17 protein-coding genes are annotated in these 18,913 nt (G+C 43.3%); 10 read left to right on the forward strand and 7 right to left on the reverse strand.

All coding sequences use genetic code 11. The features are described from left to right. Nucleotides 1–422: 422 nt before the first annotated feature. The 5 genes from QZR76_RS12330 to gcvP all read left to right on the forward strand — a co-directional run bounded on the left by QZR76_RS12330 (nucleotide 423) and on the right by gcvP (nucleotide 6,876). On the forward strand, nucleotides 423–1,604 hold the full coding sequence (locus QZR76_RS12330) for an AraC family transcriptional regulator (RefSeq protein ID WP_294143114.1): 1,182 nt from the start codon (nucleotides 423–425) through the stop codon (nucleotides 1,602–1,604). After that, complete coding sequence (locus QZR76_RS12335; protein ID WP_294143115.1) at nucleotides 1,601–2,761, forward strand: AraC family transcriptional regulator; 1,161 nt, start codon at nucleotides 1,601–1,603, stop codon at nucleotides 2,759–2,761. The genes QZR76_RS12330 and QZR76_RS12335 overlap by 4 nt, the downstream gene beginning before the upstream one ends. A gap of 190 nt (nucleotides 2,762–2,951) precedes the next feature. After that, nucleotides 2,952–3,137 carry a hypothetical protein gene (locus QZR76_RS12340; protein WP_294143116.1) on the forward strand — a complete coding sequence of 62 codons (186 nt, stop codon included), beginning with the start codon at nucleotides 2,952–2,954 and terminating at the stop codon, nucleotides 3,135–3,137. Nucleotides 3,138–3,209: 72 nt separating this feature from the next. Continuing rightward, a complete protein-coding gene (locus tag QZR76_RS12345; protein WP_294143117.1) occupies nucleotides 3,210–3,470 on the forward strand; it encodes a hypothetical protein in 261 nt (86 codons plus the stop codon). Between the two features lie 517 nt (nucleotides 3,471–3,987). After that, the gene (gene gcvP, locus QZR76_RS12350; protein ID WP_294143118.1) at nucleotides 3,988–6,876 is read left to right on the forward strand and encodes an aminomethyl-transferring glycine dehydrogenase; all 2,889 of its coding nucleotides are present in this window, start codon (nucleotides 3,988–3,990) and stop codon (nucleotides 6,874–6,876) included. A gap of 55 nt (nucleotides 6,877–6,931) precedes the next feature. Here gcvP and QZR76_RS12355 read toward each other — a convergent pair whose 3' ends face one another. Further along, nucleotides 6,932–8,533, reverse strand: a complete 1,602-nt coding sequence (locus QZR76_RS12355; RefSeq protein WP_294143119.1) for an AbgT family transporter — start codon at nucleotides 8,531–8,533, stop codon at nucleotides 6,932–6,934. 177 nt (nucleotides 8,534–8,710) lie between these two features. Between QZR76_RS12355 and QZR76_RS12360 the strand changes: the two genes are divergently transcribed. Beyond that, complete coding sequence (locus QZR76_RS12360) at nucleotides 8,711–9,448, forward strand: ATP-binding protein (protein ID WP_294143120.1); 738 nt, start codon at nucleotides 8,711–8,713, stop codon at nucleotides 9,446–9,448. 14 nt (nucleotides 9,449–9,462) lie between these two features. Here QZR76_RS12360 and QZR76_RS12365 read toward each other — a convergent pair whose 3' ends face one another. After that, a complete protein-coding gene (locus tag QZR76_RS12365) occupies nucleotides 9,463–9,876 on the reverse strand; it encodes a hypothetical protein (RefSeq protein ID WP_294143121.1) in 414 nt (137 codons plus the stop codon). A gap of 311 nt (nucleotides 9,877–10,187) precedes the next feature. Between QZR76_RS12365 and greA the strand changes: the two genes are divergently transcribed. The 4 genes from greA to QZR76_RS12385 all read left to right on the forward strand — a co-directional run bounded on the left by greA (nucleotide 10,188) and on the right by QZR76_RS12385 (nucleotide 12,283). Then, nucleotides 10,188–10,664, forward strand: coding sequence for a transcription elongation factor GreA (gene greA / locus QZR76_RS12370; RefSeq protein WP_294143122.1), 477 nt, complete (start codon nucleotides 10,188–10,190; stop codon nucleotides 10,662–10,664). Nucleotides 10,665–10,684: 20 nt separating this feature from the next. Continuing rightward, entirely contained in the window at nucleotides 10,685–11,083 is a 399-nt protein-coding gene (locus QZR76_RS12375) for an HIT family protein (RefSeq protein ID WP_294143123.1), read from the forward strand. 73 nt (nucleotides 11,084–11,156) lie between these two features. Continuing rightward, on the forward strand, nucleotides 11,157–11,651 hold the full coding sequence (locus QZR76_RS12380) for a PaaI family thioesterase (RefSeq protein ID WP_294143124.1): 495 nt from the start codon (nucleotides 11,157–11,159) through the stop codon (nucleotides 11,649–11,651). Beyond that, nucleotides 11,648–12,283: an HAD family hydrolase gene (locus QZR76_RS12385; RefSeq protein ID WP_294143125.1), complete on the forward strand. Its 636-nt coding sequence runs from the start codon at nucleotides 11,648–11,650 to the stop codon at nucleotides 12,281–12,283. The genes QZR76_RS12380 and QZR76_RS12385 overlap by 4 nt, the downstream gene beginning before the upstream one ends. 73 nt (nucleotides 12,284–12,356) lie before the next feature. Here QZR76_RS12385 and QZR76_RS12390 read toward each other — a convergent pair whose 3' ends face one another. From QZR76_RS12390 to QZR76_RS12410, 5 genes are all read right to left on the reverse strand, one after another. Continuing rightward, nucleotides 12,357–13,550 (reverse strand): TolC family protein, encoded by a 1,194-nt coding sequence (locus QZR76_RS12390; RefSeq protein WP_294143126.1) that lies wholly within the window; start codon nucleotides 13,548–13,550, stop codon nucleotides 12,357–12,359. Nucleotides 13,551–13,560: 10 nt separating this feature from the next. Beyond that, the gene (locus tag QZR76_RS12395) at nucleotides 13,561–16,674 is read right to left on the reverse strand and encodes an efflux RND transporter permease subunit (RefSeq protein ID WP_294143127.1); all 3,114 of its coding nucleotides are present in this window, start codon (nucleotides 16,672–16,674) and stop codon (nucleotides 13,561–13,563) included. A 42-nt stretch (nucleotides 16,675–16,716) separates the two neighbouring features. Beyond that, the gene (locus QZR76_RS12400) at nucleotides 16,717–17,904 is read right to left on the reverse strand and encodes an efflux RND transporter periplasmic adaptor subunit (RefSeq protein ID WP_294143128.1); all 1,188 of its coding nucleotides are present in this window, start codon (nucleotides 17,902–17,904) and stop codon (nucleotides 16,717–16,719) included. A 101-nt stretch (nucleotides 17,905–18,005) separates the two neighbouring features. After that, complete coding sequence (locus tag QZR76_RS12405; protein WP_294143129.1) at nucleotides 18,006–18,428, reverse strand: DUF6769 family protein; 423 nt, start codon at nucleotides 18,426–18,428, stop codon at nucleotides 18,006–18,008. 87 nt (nucleotides 18,429–18,515) lie between these two features. Continuing rightward, a complete protein-coding gene (locus QZR76_RS12410; RefSeq protein ID WP_294143130.1) occupies nucleotides 18,516–18,893 on the reverse strand; it encodes a methylglyoxal synthase in 378 nt (125 codons plus the stop codon). Nucleotides 18,894–18,913 lie beyond the last annotated feature (20 nt).

The raw sequence follows: 18,913 nt of genomic DNA on the forward strand, positions 1-18,913 counted from the left end.
TGTGTGTGTGTGTGTGTGTGTGTGTGTGTGTGTGTGTGTGTGTGTGTGTTTACACAAATTTTTGTAACTTCCAAATTTTCAGGCATAAAAACAGAGGGAATACACACATTTTTATAGAAAAGTTCCGGCCATAATGACAACATAGCGACTCCTGCCATCGGTAAAGCCGAAAGCCGAGAGGATCGTATGTCATAGTATTGCGTCATATTTGTCCTGCCTATAAAAATTGGCCGTTTTATTATGGTAAAGTTACCGGAAATACAAATTGGGGAGATAACAATTCGTCCGAATCTGTTATGCGAATTTGTAATACAAGCGATTTTTTATTATGCCAATTTGTAATTCTTCTGAAAAAAGATACAAAATCGGATTTTCCGGGAATTTTCGTTATATTTATTGCATAAAAGCCCTATATTTGATATATGGATATCACCGCCGTTTATCCGGTCGCAATAAAGACGCTCATTCCCGTTTTTTCCGCCATCGCCTGCGGGATGATGGTGGGCATATCTTTTCGGGATTGCCTGATGCGCGAGGAACGGAACCTGAAGAGCATCCTGCTCGTCTATCTGTCCTGCTCGGCGCTGGGGTGGTTCGTTACGTTCTGTTACGAGTTCCTTCCGGCGGCGTTCGTATGGCTGAATGTGGCCTGCATACTCACTTTCACCCTGCCGGCCATCTTCTTTTACCGCATCATACGCTTTTTGACACGCGCAGGGCAGCCTGAGAAGTTTTCCCCGCTGCATTGCCTGCTCCCCGGACTTCTTGCGGCGGTTATGCTCGTGTGGTCGCTGTTCGTACCATTCAACGTCCAACTGGAGATCGTGCAGGGCAAGGCGCAGGTATTCCCGACGGGATACGAGGCTTACGCCCGCTTCTTTACCTTGAAGCCCCCTCTGAGGGTCGTTTTCGGGATCGTCTATTATGTGCTAACCATACTGGTGCTTGTGCGCTATTACCGGAAAGTGAACGGTTCGGACTCATCGCTCCGCAAACCGGCCCTATGGCTCCTGTTCCTTGTGGGACTGTCTTTGGCATCGTTGCTATCGTCATTGCTGCCCTCGTTTATGCCCCGCGCAACTATCTTTACTTCGCTCTGGATGCTTATCGTGGCGTTTGCCATCGCCGCACAGCATATATTATTGTCGTACCATATCATCCGCCGCAAATACCTGCTTTATGCCGTATCGGAGAAACCCGCACCTAAACCGCCACAAGCATCGCCTCAGAAGAAGGAGCGTCGTTACCATTCCGGGAAGATAAGCCAAGAGCGACTGGAGGGCTATTTCCGCACACAAAAGCCCTACCTGAATCCCGACTACAAGATCACCGACCTGGTAGAGGCGCTTGATGTGAACCGGACAGTAATCTCGGCCTTTATCAACCAGACCTACGGCGTGACCTTTCCCCATTACCTAAACCGCTGGAGACTCGATGAACTGAAACGTTTGCGCAGCCTGCCCGCCAACAAAGGCCGGAGCATCAGCTCGCTAATCAGCCAAACGGGATTTGCCGACTACCGCCGTTATGCTCACGCCGCCGCCGTCGAACGGAACGGAACGGCAGGTAAGACGGGCGCAAAAAAGAAAGGAGGCAAGCCATGATCGGACGCGAACTGATGGAAGCCATCGCTTTTTCGGTCCCCGTGGTATGCGCTATGGCATGTATGGTCATGCTGGTTATGGATGCGTCCCTTTACCGGCGCAACCCGCAGGAAAGAGGGCTGCGGCTATTCCTTGCGCTGACCTATTTCATCACTTCGCTTGGCTGGCTGGGATTGGTGCTCTATGCTGCGTATCCGGAGGCTTTCATCTATTACCAGCCCATGTTCCTGCTGACCCTGATGCTCGATCAAGTGATGTTCTGCCGCTTTGTATCGGTGGTAACGGGAACCGGAAACCCACGGCGCTTTAGCTGGCTTCATTGGATCATACCGGTTTTAATAACGGCCCTGTCCGCTATCGGATACACCCTCGTTCCCGCCGGTAGCCAGGTAACAACCGTTTACCGGGAGGATGTACTGACTCCCGGCACTTGGTTTAACGTGGTGTATATAACCACCACTATTGTCTTTGTCGTGTATAACACCCTGTATCCGCTGTTGAGCCTGCGGAATATACGGCATTACCGGCGCTTCATTGTGGATTATTCCTCGGATGAACAGCGTACCTCGCTGGGATGGCTGGCCGCCATGCAGGCCCTTATATTGGTTAGCGTACCGATACCGCTGGCCGGATTGCTTATCGGCATACCCGCTTTCTCGACCTCCGGCTTCGTCTGGCTCGGCGTGATGCCTACGTTCGCATTCTACGTCATCCTATGTTACAACATGCTCGCCGACAATTACTTGATCGTCCGGCCCGGCACGGAGGAGGAGGATACGTCCGGCGAAACAGCGCATAAAGCGCCGGAGAAAGCAACTGCACCTATTCCCCTCGACCGCAGACGGCTCGAACGCTACCTGCGCGACAAAAAGCCTTACATGAACCCCAACCTTCGCATCACCGACCTGGCCGTCGGGTTGAACACCAACCGCAGCTACCTGTCGGCTTTCATCAATACGGAATACGGCATGAACTTCTGCCGATTGATCAACAAGTGCCGGCTCCATGCGCTCGACAGGTTGCGCATCTCGCCGACGCACGCCGACAAAACCAATATGGAACTGGTGCTGATGGCCGGGTTCAGCAGCTACCAGAATTATTTGCGGGTAAAGACTAAGGAAGATAAGCTCTCGCTGTTGAAAGATTTTGAACGGTAAAGTTTATACACGCCGATCCGACACGAGTATCCATACCAGATGTTATGATGATCGGAAAATTATGGCAGGGGCATTTCCCCTTCTTTGTTTGTGGACTTTTTGATAAATCCTTTTTTGCGGGGCACAGTTCGGCGATCTTTTTCTTCAGGCTCACGGCGCTGACGGGTTTGGACAGGCATCCGTCGCCGGAATGGACGGGACAACTTATAAGATGAACGTCAGCATACCTTCGGTCCCAGGAGAACATACGTTGTATATGGTTGCCAACCACCCGATGACGGAGGGGACAATCGGGTCGTTGCAAAACCTGGAAGACCAGATTTGTGAAAGTACTGAGGCCTTAGTCGCCCCGCTTGTGATGTCTACGGGTAGATAACCCTGCCCGCTTTCAACGCGACAGCTATCCGCAATGCAACGAATACTGGCAATGCTTTCAGTTTAAAACAGAATGTGGCGAAGTTCAGCTTGGGGGGCCACGAACTTCACCCTCTCTTCCGTACAATGGGTGGGATGCCCCACCTCGGCTGCCGTGCTGCCGGATGCCGACTATACCAGTCCTGTAACGCTCTCTGTAAGTGATCCCGCTCCGATGGCCAGTCCTATCCACCTGTATCAGATCCGGAGCATAGGTTCGGACCTCCATCAGGGATTCCATGTGATCGTATCCGGAGAATACACGGCGCCGGACGGAACAAAAAGCGAAGAATAAGCCTGTTGCGTTGTGCGGCAGGCTTATTCTAATTTTCAATCAAATTTCATTTCAAAAAGGTTATTCCCGGATTTACTGCATAAAGCAGAGAATTTAGTATGAAATACAAATATTTATGATTATATCTGTAATACGCATACGAAATGCAACGTGGCGAAAGATTATCATTCCGTACTCGTGACCCGATAATTCACAGAACGCCAGAATATATTGATACATAGGGAACAATGGATATAGGTTCAGTTTCCATCTTCCACCCGCCTTTAAAAACGGTTAAGTTTCTTAACCGTTTTTTTTAATTCTGTGATATGGCGATTCAATGATGCTGTGATTAACTTTTTCAAGTTCTTAATCTACAATTGTTAGCACATTATACCCGTCCCTGTGGGTTATGAGTGTCAGTTTCCATTAAATATCGAGAGATATTTTGTGTCCAATAGAATTTTCGTTACTTTTACACAATCGTTGACGAAACGAATAAATAGAGTATAAACTATTAATAATCAGAGTAAAATAAATGGCTACAGAAAAATTTTTGTGGAGGCACATCGGACCGCGTCCTGAGGATATCGAGGATATGCTGAAGGTAGTCGGTGTCAAGTCACTTGATGAATTGATCAATCAAACTGTTCCTGAATCCATTCAACTAAAGAAAGAGTTGGATTTACCTTCTCCTTTGACGGAATCCGAGTTTTTTGCCCGGATGAAGAAGGTGGCATCTAAGAATAAATTATATCGTACCTTTATTGGGCAGGGATATTATGATACGATTACCCCGGCTGTGATTCAACGTAATATTTTGGAAAATCCGGCTTGGTATACTTCTTATACTCCCTATCAGGCAGAAGTTTCACAAGGACGTTTGGAGGCCTTGTTAAATTTCCAGACCGTGATTGTTGAGCTAACCGGTATGGAACTTTCCAATTGTTCTTTATTGGATGAGGCTACTGCAGCGGCTGAGTCTATGACCATGATGTATGGTTTGAGAAATAAGGAGATGAAGAAAGCCGGGGCCAATAAATTATTTGTTGATAATAAAATATTCCCTCAGACGAAGGATGTATTGGTAACCCGTTCCGTTCCTCAAGGCATTGAATTGGTGTATGGAGATTACGATACATTTGAATTTACTCCGGACGTTTTTGGTGCTATTATTCAATATCCTGCTGCAGACGGTGAGATTCGCGATTATAAAGCGTTTGCTGACCGGGTACATGCCAACGGAGCTTTATTGTCTGTTGTAGCAGATTTGATGAGTTTGGTATTATTGACTCCTCCGGGACAATGGGGTGCGGATGTTGTTGTTGGAACCACCCAACGTTTCGGTATTCCAATGGCATACGGAGGTCCTCACGCTGCTTATATGGCAACCAAGGAAGAGTATAAGCGTAATATTGTAGGTCGTATCATCGGGGTAACGATAGATGCTCAGGGAAACAAAGCTCTTCGCTTGGCTTTACAAACCCGCGAACAACATATCAAGAGAGAAAAAGCTTCTTCTAATATCTGTACGGCAAAAGCTTTAAATGCAACGATGGCCGGTTTCTATGCGGCTTATCACGGACCGGAAGGTTTAGTACGGATTGCCCGTCATATTCATTCTGCAGCTGTCATCTTGGCTACAGAAATTCAAAAATACGGGTATAAGCTGAAACATAATAAATTCTTTGATACCTTACGATTCGAATTACCGGAAGGAGTTTGTCAGGAAAACGTTCGGGATGCGGCATTAGAAAAAGAGATCAATCTTTTCTATTGCAATTGCGGATGCGGTAAAGTTGTCGGTTTATCTACCGATGAAAAGATCAACGAAGAGGAGATAAATACGATTATCGGGATTTTTGCCAAAGCTGCCGGTAAAGTAGCAGAACGGGTTGAATTCTTCGACGATCGTACGGTTCTTGAACCTTCCATGTTACGTGAGGATGAGTTCTTGCAACAGTCCGTATTCAATATTTATCATTCTGAAACCGGAATGATGCGTTATATGAAAAACCTGGAACGTCGGGATATTTCGTTGGCAACCTCTATGATTTCATTGGGTTCTTGTACCATGAAGTTAAATGCGGCTGTGGAAATGTTACCGGTTACTTGGCCGGAAATGGGTGGGGTACATCCGTTTGCTCCGTTTTCACAGGTTGAAGGTTATCAACAGATGATCCGTGAAACGGAAGAGATGTTATGCAAGGTAACCGGGTTTGCCGGTTGCAGCTTAATGCCCAATTCCGGAGCCGCCGGAGAGTATACGGCCTTAATGGTTATTCGTCAATATCATATTTCTCGCGGAGAAGGACACCGGAATGTCATTTTGATTCCGGCTTCTGCTCATGGAACGAATCCTGCATCCAGTACGATGGCCGGATTTAAGATTATCGTGACTGCAACGGATCCGGAAGGTAATATCGATGTAGAAGATTTCCGTCGGAAAGCAGTAGAGAATCGGGATAATCTGATCGGAGCGATGATTACCTATCCTTCTACTCATGGAATCTTTGAAGAGTCGATTAAAGAGTTATGTGATATCGTGCACGAGAATGGAGGACAGGTATTTATGGACGGTGCCAATATGAATGGACAATGCGGTTTGACCAGTCCGGGTACTATCGGTGCGGATGCCTGTCATTTGAATTTACATAAAACCTTTGCAATGCCTCACGGCGGCGGTGGTCCCGGTGTTGGTCCGATTTGTGTCGCACCTCATCTGGTAGAATTCTTGCCGACTCATACCATGGTGAAAACCGGAGGGGAACATGGGATTCATGCGGTAGCTGCTGCTCCATACGGATCCGTGGGTATGTTGCCTGTAACATACGGTTATCTGTTGATGTTAGGAGGCGAGGGGTTGAGAATGGTTACGGAGATGGCCATATTGAATGCCAACTATTTGGCTTCTTCTTTCGAGAAGTTGGGCTTTAAGATTTTATTTAAAGGGAAGCAAGGACGTGTCGGACATGAGATGATATGGGATTGCAATATGTTTAACAAAGAGTATGGAATATCTGAATTGGATATTGCTAAACGTTTGATGGACTTTGGTTTCCATGCTCCGACTTTGTCATTCCCGGTTCATGGTACTTTGATGGTTGAACCGACGGAAAGTGAGCCGAAAGAGGAACTGGATCGTTTTATTGAAGCTTTAAAGACAATTCGTGAGGAAATGCTTGAAGTGGGAGAAGGGAAAGCTGATAAAATAGATAACGTATTGAAAAACGCCCCTCATACGCACAAAGTGTTGACTGCTGACGAGTGGAACCACTCTTATCCGCGTAGTAAGGCTGCTTATCCATTAGCTTGGGTGGCTGAAAATAAATTTTGGCCTCAAGTGGGTCGTGTAGACGATGGTTATGGAGATCGTAACCTGATGTGTACTTGTGATCCGATCGATGCTTATGCTGATCAGAATTAAGTTAGATCTATGATAAAAAAAAGCTGCGTCATTTAACGCAGCTTTTTTTATGACTTTAAAATCCGTTTAATGACATGGTGGCTGTTGGAATCAGGAGGATAAAACCCATGAGAATGAGTAATATTAGAAATTTCCAGAAGAATTTGATCCATTTGTCGTAAGGGATACGGGCAATACCCAAAGCCCCGATCAGCACACCGGAAGTCGGCGTGATCATGTTTGTGAAACCATCGCCGAATTGGAATGCCATTACCGTAGCTTGTCGGGAAAGGCCGATGACATCGGAGAATGGAGCCATAATGGGCATGGTTAAAGCGGCTTTTGCGGAACCTGACGGGATAATGATATTGATAAAGGTCTGAATGATGTACATGATACCGACTGCAGCTACTTTTCCGACCTCACTCATTAAAGTGGCCAAAGCATGTAAAATGGGATCTATGATGTGTCCTTCCTGCAAAATGATGATAATACCTCCTGCTAATCCCACGATAAGAGCGGCAGACAATATATCTTTGACTCCCTCGATAAATAATTTTACAATGCTGTCTGCACTTTTGCCCGCGGCAAATCCGGAGAATATCCCCATAGCTAAAAATAATCCGGAAATTTCGGGAAGATACCAGCCATAGCCCATTACTCCGATAATCAGGAAGATAATGGTAAAACCGAGGATGGTAAGAATTAAAAAATGATATGACTTCCGAATCCCGAAGAAGCCGGATATTGCAAACAATATCGTAAGGATAGGGATGATGCAGGTTGTGAAACTTGTATGTTCTCCGATACTCAATGTACTTGTCGGGTATTTGAAGGAGAAGATGATGAGACCGATTAAGATGAACAGGTAGACGAACCAGCCGGATTTTGTGGACGAGTATTCGATTTTTTCGTCGTTTTTTATCTCGGTACGACGCCAATAATTGGTATCTATTTCATACACGATCGAAGAAGTGGGACAGGCCTTTACTTTTGCCGCGTAGCGAAGGACAAACGTGATAAGTACGACATTTAAAATAGCCCAGCAAAGTAATCTGTATTCAAAGCCGGAAAAAAGAGGGAGATCGGATAATCCCTGGGCAATACCGATAGTGAACGGATTTAGAATCGCTCCCGCGAATCCGACGTGGGCTGCAACATATACCAAACATAAACCGGTAATGGAATCGTATCCCATGGAGATAGCCAAAGGAATGATGATAACAATAAAGGCAAGAGTCTCTTCACTCATTCCGAAAATAGCTCCGAAACTACTGAATAATAACATGATCAATGTCATGATGATATTATTAATCCCGACCTTTTTTAAAAATGAATGGTGTTCTAATCCAGCGGTAAAATGTAAAAAAGAGAAGATACCCACGTCGATGGCCCGGCTGTTATTCATGATCCAGAATGCTCCTCCGATGATTAAAATAAAAGCGATAATCCCGGCTTGTTTTTCAAATCCGTTGAACAACGCCGAGAAGACTTCCCAGGTTTGGGGTGTTTTGGCTACTTCGTGGAAAGAATCACTTTTGATTATAGTGCGCTCGATTCCGTTAACATCGATTGTTTCCCGGGCATATTCACCTCCCGGAATTATCCAGGTTAGAACGGCACAGATGATAATAATTGAAAATACGATGGTATAGGTATGGGGAACTTTTTTAAGCATAGGTTTGATTTTAGATTGAGCGTCCAAATTTACAAATAATTGCGAGAGTGAAATACGATGTTTGTTAGAATTCGTAAATTTGCATGCAAATGGAGACCGGGAATCGAGATACTGTTATCCGGTTGACGATGATCTTGTCGAATAGAGGATGACTACACGGGAAAAATGAAAAAAAGAATGGTAACAGAAGAAAAGCAAGATAAGGTATTTATACGTGATTTTTTCCGTAAAGTGGGAAAAGCAATATATGATTATAATTTGATCGAGGATGAAGATCGTATTTTGGTCGGAGTATCGGGAGGAAAGGATTCGTTGGCTCTGCTCGAGGTTTTAGCTTTGCGCTCGAAAGATTCCAAACAACATTATACGGTTGTGGCGGCCCATATTGATGTGGAGAATGTGGAATACGAGGTGGATAGCGAATATTTGAAATCCTTTTGTGAACGTTTGGGGGTAGAGTACATCCATCGGACGATTCGGGTCGATATGGAGCAAAACCCTAAAAAGCCGGCTTGTTTTGTTTGTTCCTGGCATCGTCGGAAAATGCTTTTCGATATTGCAAAGGAACAACGTTGTGGCAAGTTGGCTCTGGGACATCATCGGGACGATGCGGTAGAAAGCCTGTTAATGAGTATGATATTTAACGGAACGATCAGCAGTATGCCTGCCCGTCTGGAAATGTTCGAACATACTTTTATGATTATTCGCCCTTTGATTTATCTTGGTAATGCCGAAACGTTGAAGTATGCGACGCTTCGGCAATTTAAAAAACAAAGAAAATATTGCCCTTTTGAGAAAGCAACGAACAGGGATGCCGTAGGTAAGATTATAGATCAGTTGGAGGCTTTGTCTCCACATGTACGGAATAATCTTTTTGCGGCCATGCGAAATATTCAATCGGAATATTTACCTTAATAAAGGTAGAAGAATTAAAAGCGGGGAAATCCTATTTGCTCGCCGTTTTCATCCATGTATTCCTCCAAATCTTCGCAGTTTGTCTCCCGATCTTCTTCAAATTGCAGGGAAAGGTTGTTGATGTACGCGAATCGGCGGCAACTATGGAAATCGGCATAACGTTCTTCAATCTCTTCCCGAAACATATCCGTTCGTTTTTGAGGAGATAACTCTTCCAGCTCGTCCGCGTGTTCGAGTAAGATATCTAAAATAAACTCGGCAGCCCAGCTTCCCAGCTCTTTTTCTTTTACCCATTCTGGATTTTGCTCGTCTAAAATATGAAATATCTCTTGTAAATAAGGGGAATCCCCCCACTCTTCATAAAGTTGAATTAGGTCGTCGTTATCGTGATATTCGGCCTTGATTTTTTCCAGCGTGTGATGGTCCATTGTTTTGTTTTTTGAATCGGCCTGCAAATTAAGAAAATAAATACCAATTCACCTTATTTGTTGGTGTATTCTTGCTCTCTTTTTTGTACGTTTTGTTTTCGTTGCCTGTGCTGTGTCTAAGCAATCGACACGGAAAAGAAAAGTATAACTTTTCAATGGAAAGTTTGGTTTATAAAAAAAAAGGTTTTAAATTTGTAGTCAGGAGGTGAGGATTCCGGAGAAATGGAATTCTTTTTTAGATAAAGGCACTTATTGGAGGATAAGTGTCATTTATTTTTTTTTATATAGTAATTAAATAAAACCATATAATTATGACGAAAAAGGTGTCTTATATTACAAAAGAGGGCCTGAAAAAGCTACAGGATGAATTGGATAATCTGCAAAATGTAGAACGGCCCAAGATTTCTAAAGCCATAGGTGAGGCAATCGAAAAAGGTGATATCTCCGAGAATGCCGAGTATGATGCGGCAAAAGATGCCCAAGGTTTATTGGAGGCAAAAATCGCTCAATTGCAAGATATTATTTCGAATTGCCGGATTATTGACGAATCCCAGATCGACACATCTAAGGTGCAAATATTGAATAAGGTGACGATTCGTAATACGAAAACGAATGCCACTATGACTTATACTTTGGTGTCCGAAAGCGAAGCGGATTTTAAGGCTGGAAAGTTGTCTATTACAACGCCTATAGCGAAAGCTTTGATCGGCAAGAAGTTAGGTGATAAGGTGGAAGTACAAGTCCCGGCCGGATTGATGGAATTTGAGATTATGGATATTTCTATTTAAACTAAAATTCAATTTGGCTTATGTCTTCCATATTTACCAAAATTATTCAAGGAGAAATTCCTTCCTATAAGGTCGCCGAGGATGAGCATTATTATGCTTTTCTGGATATTGCACCTTTGCAAAAAGGACATACTTTAGTAATTCCTAAAAGAGAAGAAGATTATATTTTTGATTTGACGGATAAAGAATTAGCTGGTTTAATGGTATTTGCCAAAAAAGTCGCTAAAGCTATTAGGGAGAGTGTTCCGTGCAAGCGGGTTGGGATCGCCGTGTTGGGATTGGATGTACCTCATGCTCACGTTCATCTGGTTCCCTTAAAGGAGGGAAATGAATTGAATTTTGCAAATCCGAAAAAGCAATATTCAAAAGAAGAGATGGAGGCTTGTGCAGAGTTAATCCGCAGTCATTTTAATAATTGAACGATATCGAGTGATATCTTTATAATATTTAAGGAGGCTCCTAAACTTATTTAGCGGGCCTCTTTTTTAAAGTATGGAAAGGAAGAAATTATATAATGCTTATGAAGTACACGAGGGATATTATTGTTTCGGTTGTGCTTCTGCCAACGAGCGTGGTTTACGGTGCGAATTTTACGAGGAGGGTGATTATATCACCTGTCATTGGATGCCTCGTCCTGAATTCCAAGGTTTTTTCAATGTTTTGCATGGCGGAATTCAGGCTACGCTAATGGACGAGATTGCTTGTTGGAACGTGTTTGCAAAGGTGAAGAGTGCGGGTGTTACGGTTGAGATGAACGTGAAATACCGTAATACGGTATACACGGATAGAGGAGAGCTATTGTTGCGCTCCAGAATTGTAGAACAAGGAAGCCGTTTGGCTAAAATGCACGTGGAGCTATTCAATGCCGACGGACAATTAGGTAGCGAGGCAGACGTGATCTATCGCGTATTTCCTGAAGAAGTGGCGGCGAAACGTTTAGGGTGGACAGGTATAGAATCTTTTCATAGAGAAAATGGAGAAGGATGAGATATAAAAATATTGTTTGGGATTGGAACGGGACATTGCTGGATGATATTCGAATTAGTGTGGAAACCTTAAATCGGATGTTGACCAGGAAGAATTTAGGACGGATGACCGTGGAGCGTTACCGGGATTTATTTGGTTTCCCGGTGAAAGAGTTTTATGAGGCTTTAGGATATGATTTCGGCCGGGATGACTGGGATGCTGTTTCTCGGGAATTTGTGGATACATACGGGAGTTTGAGTCGTGATGTCGAATTAACGATGGGTATCGTTCCGATTCTCTCGGCAATACGGGAAAAAGGTATTCGGCAGTATATATTATCGGCATTACAGGAGGATTTGTTGGAAGAGATGTTGGAGCGTTTTCAGATCCGGAATTATTTTGACGGGATATGCGGTTCCGACAATATATATGCCGGAGGAAAAATAGCCAGAGGGGAAAAAATGGTTTCCGAGTACTCCATTATACCTCAGGAAACCTTGATGATAGGAGATACGTTACATGATGCCGAGGTCGCGGAAGCTTTAGGATTTGACGTTCGTCTGTTTGCCGGGGGACATAATAGTGAGAGACGCCTGCAGAGTAGTGCTCCCGTGCTTTCTCAAATGGAAGAGGTCCTTAAAGAAATCATATGATTCGATGATTCAAAGATTTCGTGATTTTTTTAATCACCGAATCTCTCAATCACCGAATCACTGAATTTCATCACTATAGTTCATATTGGAACAATTGTGCCAATAGGTTATAATAGTCCCGTTCTACGTCGAGAAAGCTTTGCAGGCTGTCGTATAGGGTCGTTAATTCCGTGAAATAGTCGACAATAGAAAGCTGACCGGCCTGTAACGCTTTATTCAAAAGTTCCACATTGCGTTGGTTTTTTAATAATGTAGCGTATTCATTGCGTGAAGTTTGCAATGTTACCGCTTGTTCGTACAATTGTTGCAATGAGGAGCGAAGATTGAGACGACTTTCTTCAATCGTAGCTGTAACGAATTCGGCTTGGGCTTTTGCCCTCTTCACTGTATTCTTATTTTCGAATAACGGGATAGAGATGCCGATGACAAAGCCGTTGGCGGAAACATTGTTGCCGGAAGCATTGCGTTTGTAGCCTAAATCAAATTTGGGTAAGGTCAATGATCGGCTGACCTTCACTTCCTGGTTGGCAACTTCCTGATCCTCCAAAAGGCCTTTCATGTTCGGATCGGCAGCGAGATAAGCGCTATAAATGGCATCTAAATCTAAGAGTGCATTGATTTCCGGGTATTCCAAATCGTTGAATTCGATAGAAACGTTCCCGTTTAGGTTGCGTAATTGTTCTTCCGCTGTGGAAAGAGCTGCCGTGTTGAGACGACTTTGATTACGTGCGGCAAGTAATTCCAGTTGGATTTTATTTACTTCCAATTGGTTTGCATCCCCGCTTTCAATTTTCCGCCGGTAGCTGGTTGCGAGTTGTTCGGCGTTTGTCAATCGTTTGTCGAGCAGCTCCTTTTGTTTCCTGAGATAAATGATTTCGATGCAGGTTTGTTTTGTCGTTAAAAGTAGTTGTTGCCGGTAAGCTGCCAGTTGATGACCGAGAGAAGTCGATTTCAATTCGGCTAATTTGTTCTTTTGTCCATATACCGAGGGAAAATCAAGAGATTGTTTTAGGGTGAAAGAGTATTCTGATTCCGGATTATTGCGATTTCCCCACATTTTCTCGAATTCGGCGGTAGGATTTTCCAGGTATTTGCCCGTTTGAGCTTCTAATTTCTGGGCATCCGTCAATTTTTCTTTTGCCTGAAGGGTTTTATTATTTCCTTCAATCTCCTTCAATACCCGGGGAATGGAATTTTGGGCATGAACTCCGGTTGTCAAAAGGATTAAACCGGCTATTATGATTAATGATAGATAATGATTTTTCATGTGTATTGTTTTATATACTATTTGTTTCGAGGTTTTCCTGTTTTTTCTCTTTGTGTTTTAATAGAAGATACATGATGGGAACGACAAATCCGTTTAATAGGGTAGAACTTAACAGACCGCCTAATATCACCTGAGCCATGGGGCTTTGGATTTCGTTGCCGGGAAGATCGCCGCCGACGGCTAAGGGAATCAAAGCTAATGCGGAGGTTAAAGCGGTCATTAAAATAGGATTCAGTCGATCAAGGGAACCGTGGATAATGCTATCGTATAAAGAGTAACCTTGTGCTTGTAAATAATTGTAATGTGATACCAGCAGTATACCGTTTCGGGTGGCGATACCGAACAACGAGATGAATCCGATAATTGCGGGGATACTGATGATTCCTGACGTCAGCCATATGCTGATGACTCCTCCGATAATTGCTAAAGGAAGATTAACCATGATGATTCCCGATAAGGGCAGGCTATGAAATTCATTGAATAAAAGGAGTAAAATGATCAGGACGGAGATCAGGGAAGTAATGAATAAGGTACGGGAAGCAGCCTGTTCGCTTTCGAATTGTCCCCCGTATTCCACGTGATATCCTTCCGGTAGAGAAATTTGTTCTTTTACTGTTTTCTGGATATCTTTCACGACCCCGTTTAAATCACGTCCGGCTACATTCGCGGAAATAACGATTTTACGCTGAACGTTCTCCCGGCTGATGGTATTGGGCCCCACGAAGGGAATGATTTCTGCCACGTAATGTAACGGTATTTTTTTGCCGTTGGCATCTATCATCAAGTTCCCTATTTCTTCCATGTTTTTTCTATTCTTATCGTCGACTTTTATGGTAAGATCGAAAACTTTCCCTCCTTCGTATACTTGAGAAACTACCTTTCCGGAAAGGGCGATATTGATGAATTCGGAAAATTGGGGTAAGGTAATTCCTTGCTTGGCCAGCATGTCCCGTTTAGGTTTGATTTGTAATTGGGGACGTTCCACTTGTTGTTCCAATGTCAAATCTGCGATTCCTTCTACTTTATCAATGGCATTTTTGATTTGGCTGCCGATCGTGAACAATTTATTCAGGTCGTCCCCGAACAGTTTGATCGCGATATTTGCTTTTGTTCCGGATAACATGGCATCGATTCGGTGAGAAATCGGTTGGCCGATCTCGACATTCACTCCTTGCAGCTCGTTTAGCTGATGACGTACATCTGCTAAAAATTCATCGCGGTTACGCTTATCCAATAGAAACGGAGCTTCTATTTCCGATACGTTTACTCCTAAAGCATGTTCATCTAATTCTGCTCGTCCGGTTTTACGGGCGACAGTTTGAATTTCCGGGATATCCAATAAAATATTTTCCGCTATTTTCCCGATCTTGTCCGACTCTTCCAAGGATATCCCCGGCATTCCACTAATGTTTATCGTTAAGGAACCTTCATTAAAAGAGGGAAGGAAACTTCTTCCTAAATGGGCCATGATAACGATGGTGAAAATCAATAGGGTTATGCTGGAACCAACGACTAATTTTTTGTGTTTTAGAGCCCAACTGAGGGCTTTTTTATAGACTGTTTTTAAAGCTCTGGCCACGATCGGTTCCCGTTCGTTTCTCTTTAGGGCTTTTGGTGTTGTCAATAAATAACTGCATAATACGGGTGTAAGAGTTAAAGCTACTATTGTAGAAGCAAATAAGGCTACAATGAAAGCAATTCCTAACGGGATGAGCATGCGTCCTTCCATTCCCGAAAGAAAGAATAGCGGAAGAAAACAGGCTACGATGATTAACGTGGAATTTAAAATAGGCATTCGTACTTCTTTTGAGGCTTCGAATACGATCTTTAAGGAAGAGAGACGCTCTTCTACCGGTTTTAATTGATTTTCTCGTAGTCGCTTATACACGTTTTCAACGTCTACAATGGCGTCGTCCACTAATGAACCGATAGCGATGGCAAGCCCTCCCAAGCTCATGGTGTTTATAGTGAGGCCTAAGGCGTGTAAGACCAGAATGGCCACAAGGAGGGAAAGCGGAAGGGCGACCAACGAAATAACGGTCGTCCTGATGTTCATTAAAAAGAAGAAAAGTACGACAATGACAAAAATAGAACCTTCAAACAAGGCTTTCTGTATATTCGAAATAGAACTTTCGATAAAACGGGATTGTCGAAAAATATCCGAGGAGATTTTTACGTCGGCAGGTAATGTTTTTTGTAGTTCGCTAAGGGCCAGATCCACTTTGTCGGTTAATTCCAATGTATTGGTATTGGGTTGTTTTGTTATCGTTAATAATACGGCCGATTTTCCTTTTTCGGAAGCTAATCCTAATTTCGGCGTTTTTGCTCCGGTCGTAATTTCGGCGATATCGCTTAAGAGAACAGGACGGTTATTGATGGTCTTTACTACAGCTTTCCCGATATCTTCCAAATTATTGGTTGAAAGAAGTCCCTGGACAATGTACTCGTTTCCGTATTCGTAAAGAATTCCTCCTGTGGAATTTTGGTTCATCCCTTCTACCACGGGTAACAACTCTTCCATGGTGATATTGTAATATTTCATTCGAGCCGGATGGAGCAGGATCTGGTATTCTTTAATATCGCCACCAATAACGGTAACTTGTGCCACGCCTCCGGTAGACAGGAGCCTGGGGCGAATTGTCCAATCCGCTATCGTTCGTAAATCCTGTAACGTGGTGCTGTCGGCTGTGAGACCGAGGATCATCATTTCTCCCAGGATGGAAGATTGTGGCCCTAAGGTCGGTTGGCCGACATTATCCGGTAGGGTTTCTCCTAAAGTAGCCAGTTTTTCCGAAACGATTTGACGGGCGGTATAAATGTTGGTTCCCCATTCGAATTCTACCCATACCACGGAAAATCCGGTGGTGGAAGAAGAACGTACTCTTCGTACATCCGTTGCTCCGTTTACTGCAGTTTCTATTGGAAAGGTAACAATACGTTCAACCTCTTCCGGTGCCATTCCGGTGGCTTCTGTCATGACAACTACTGTCGGTGCGTTTAAGTCTGGAAATACGTCTACTTCCATGTTTTTTGCCGTATAGGAACCCCATAAGAGTAAGCCTACGGCTGCAATCATAACGATTAAACGGTTATGAAGAGCATACTGTATGATCTTATTTAACATAAATATAGTCTATAAATCTGAATAATTGATATGTGTTGATTATCAATGAGTATGTCCATGAGGAATTGCACCTGAGTTTGCGGCCATTTTCACTTGGTAGGCTCCTTGCGTTACTACTTTGTCTCCGGTTTTAATTCCTTTTGTAACCTGAACCTCTTTACCGTTATTAGCCCCTAAAGTTACTTCCTGTTTACGGTATCCTTCTTCATCCAATTGGATGTAGACATAAAATATTCCCATTTCGTTTGTCAAGGCGGATACGGGTACCGTCAGTGTATTTGCAATAGGAGAAGAGATAAGAAATACTTCCACGAAAGAACCGGGAATAACTTCTCCCTTATTATCAAATTCAAAGGAAACGGGTACATAGAAAGAGTCGTTATCGGATGTTTTCCCATAAGAGAGTAGGCGTCCGTTTAACTCCGTTAAGGAATAAACCTTATTATCGTAAGAGGTTTGAAAATTGGCACTACTGATATTTTTAAGGGCATTGTAATATTTTTCGGAAACTTCTGCCCTGAGTACCAAACGTTTGTTTTGAGACAATGTTGCAATGGGTTGTCCTACGGTGACGTATTCCCCTTCCCGAATCAGTATATTTTTCACATACCCGTTGATGGGAGCCTTTATTCCAACGCCTTTTGTCGTTTTATTTACGGCAATGGCATCGAATGCGAGTTTGGCATTTTTATATTCCATTTGCAAGGTCTCGTACTCCTTTTGGGAAATGATTTTATCGTCGATAAGGGATTTTGCCCGTTCGTAATTGTTTTTTGCCGTTTCGTAAGCGATTTTCAATTTACTGTAATAATCTCCTTCGGCCATATTTTGGGAAGAGATATGGAATAATGTTTCTCCTTTTTTTACGCTACTTCCTTCCAATAACTGTTTCGAATTGTAAGAAACCACGCCGTTACTTGTGGCTACGATTATGGCTTCATCCCCTGGCGCCGGTAATATCTGACCGGTTGTTTTTACTATTTGGTGAAAGGTTCTGGGATGAATTTCCCGAACCTCAAAGTTCGTTTTGGCGGCCTGTGCCTTTGTGAAAATGATTTCATCTTCGTTAGGCTCCGTATTTTTCGGAGTCTCTTTATCACAAGGTGTATTTTCATCGTGATTATGGTCCGCTTCCCGGGCGGATATCGTTTCTTGTTTTTCAGATTTCTGATTTTGACATGCCGTAAAGAAAATAACGAACACGAGTAATAGAATAGATATATTTCTCATATTGATCGAATAAAAAATGATATGAATTCCTTACAATGAAGGATTAATTTGAATTGAAAATGGTGAGAAATACGGACTCGGTGAATACACGCGAATTCCCGTTATGCAATAACGGGAGGTGCTCGTCCGGCAAGGGTTGAATTTACGAATAGGGGATATAGTCGTTCCTGATATGGAATAATGTATTTCCGGGAAACGTTATCGTCATGGAAATCATCGTACACTTCGGTTAAAAGAAACGACGGAAGAAATAAAATATCCGGCGTAAAATGCGAACAGCAATTGCAATCTGTTTGATGTTGTTTTACGATATCCAACTGAAATAGTGATTGGAACTCACATTCTTTGTCACAAGAATTCGGGTTATGATCGTGTTTGCAGTTTCCGGTTTTTTCCTCTTGGGTACAGTGGGTTTGCGTAAAACATATCATCTCCCCGTGATGATGATGGGGAATGACAACATAAAGTAGCATAATAATGCTCGCTACGATGAGAGGAATAAATGCTACACGCCGTTTTTTCATGATATACTAATTCTAACGTTTGCAAATATAACGCTCTGATCTATAATTTGCAAACGATTAGAAAGCTTTATGAAAATGTTAATAATTTTATTTATTGATCGCCTCAAAGCCTCTCAACATCAATTCTGCGGAAGCCGGATTTGTGGCGAGGGGAACATTATGAACATCACACACACGCATTAACATTTGAACATCAGGCTCGTGCGGGTGTTTATCCAATGGATCCCGAAAGAAAAATACCATTTGTACGTTATGTTCTGCCACGAGAGCTGCGATTTGGGCGTCTCCACCGAGAGGGCCGGAGAGTAATCTCTCAACATTGAGCCCTGCTTCTTGTACGTGTTTCCCCGTTGTCCCTGTGGCCACAATATGAATGTTTGCCGAATGTAAAAATTCGAGATGCCTGTTTAGGAAGGCGACCATCTCTGCTTTTTTCCCATCGTGGGCGATAACTGCTAATTTCATGTTTTATCTATTAGTGTTTG

Source organism: uncultured Sanguibacteroides sp. (genome assembly GCF_900543425.1).
Classification (GTDB): Bacteria; Bacteroidota; Bacteroidia; order Bacteroidales; family Marinifilaceae; genus Gabonibacter.

Coding starts and splice junctions, on each gene's coding strand:
- QZR76_RS12330 (WP_294143114.1), top strand. CDS start 423: ATGGATATCACCGCCGTTTATCCGGTCGCAATAAAGACGCTCATTCCC.
- greA (WP_294143122.1), top strand. CDS start 10,188: ATGACGAAAAAGGTGTCTTATATTACAAAAGAGGGCCTGAAAAAGCTA.
- QZR76_RS12360 (WP_294143120.1), top strand. CDS start 8,711: ATGGTAACAGAAGAAAAGCAAGATAAGGTATTTATACGTGATTTTTTC.
- QZR76_RS12400 (WP_294143128.1), bottom strand. CDS start 17,904: ATGAGAAATATATCTATTCTATTACTCGTGTTCGTTATTTTCTTTACG.
- QZR76_RS12355 (WP_294143119.1), bottom strand. CDS start 8,533: ATGCTTAAAAAAGTTCCCCATACCTATACCATCGTATTTTCAATTATT.
- QZR76_RS12365 (WP_294143121.1), bottom strand. CDS start 9,876: ATGGACCATCACACGCTGGAAAAAATCAAGGCCGAATATCACGATAAC.
- QZR76_RS12335 (WP_294143115.1), top strand. CDS start 1,601: ATGATCGGACGCGAACTGATGGAAGCCATCGCTTTTTCGGTCCCCGTG.
- QZR76_RS12385 (WP_294143125.1), top strand. CDS start 11,648: ATGAGATATAAAAATATTGTTTGGGATTGGAACGGGACATTGCTGGAT.
- QZR76_RS12345 (WP_294143117.1), top strand. CDS start 3,210: ATGTGGCGAAGTTCAGCTTGGGGGGCCACGAACTTCACCCTCTCTTCC.
- gcvP (WP_294143118.1), top strand. CDS start 3,988: ATGGCTACAGAAAAATTTTTGTGGAGGCACATCGGACCGCGTCCTGAG.
- QZR76_RS12395 (WP_294143127.1), bottom strand. CDS start 16,674: ATGTTAAATAAGATCATACAGTATGCTCTTCATAACCGTTTAATCGTT.
- QZR76_RS12380 (WP_294143124.1), top strand. CDS start 11,157: ATGGAAAGGAAGAAATTATATAATGCTTATGAAGTACACGAGGGATAT.
- QZR76_RS12410 (WP_294143130.1), bottom strand. CDS start 18,893: ATGAAATTAGCAGTTATCGCCCACGATGGGAAAAAAGCAGAGATGGTC.
- QZR76_RS12390 (WP_294143126.1), bottom strand. CDS start 13,550: ATGAAAAATCATTATCTATCATTAATCATAATAGCCGGTTTAATCCTT.
- QZR76_RS12375 (WP_294143123.1), top strand. CDS start 10,685: ATGTCTTCCATATTTACCAAAATTATTCAAGGAGAAATTCCTTCCTAT.
- QZR76_RS12340 (WP_294143116.1), top strand. CDS start 2,952: ATGGACGGGACAACTTATAAGATGAACGTCAGCATACCTTCGGTCCCA.
- QZR76_RS12405 (WP_294143129.1), bottom strand. CDS start 18,428: ATGAAAAAACGGCGTGTAGCATTTATTCCTCTCATCGTAGCGAGCATT.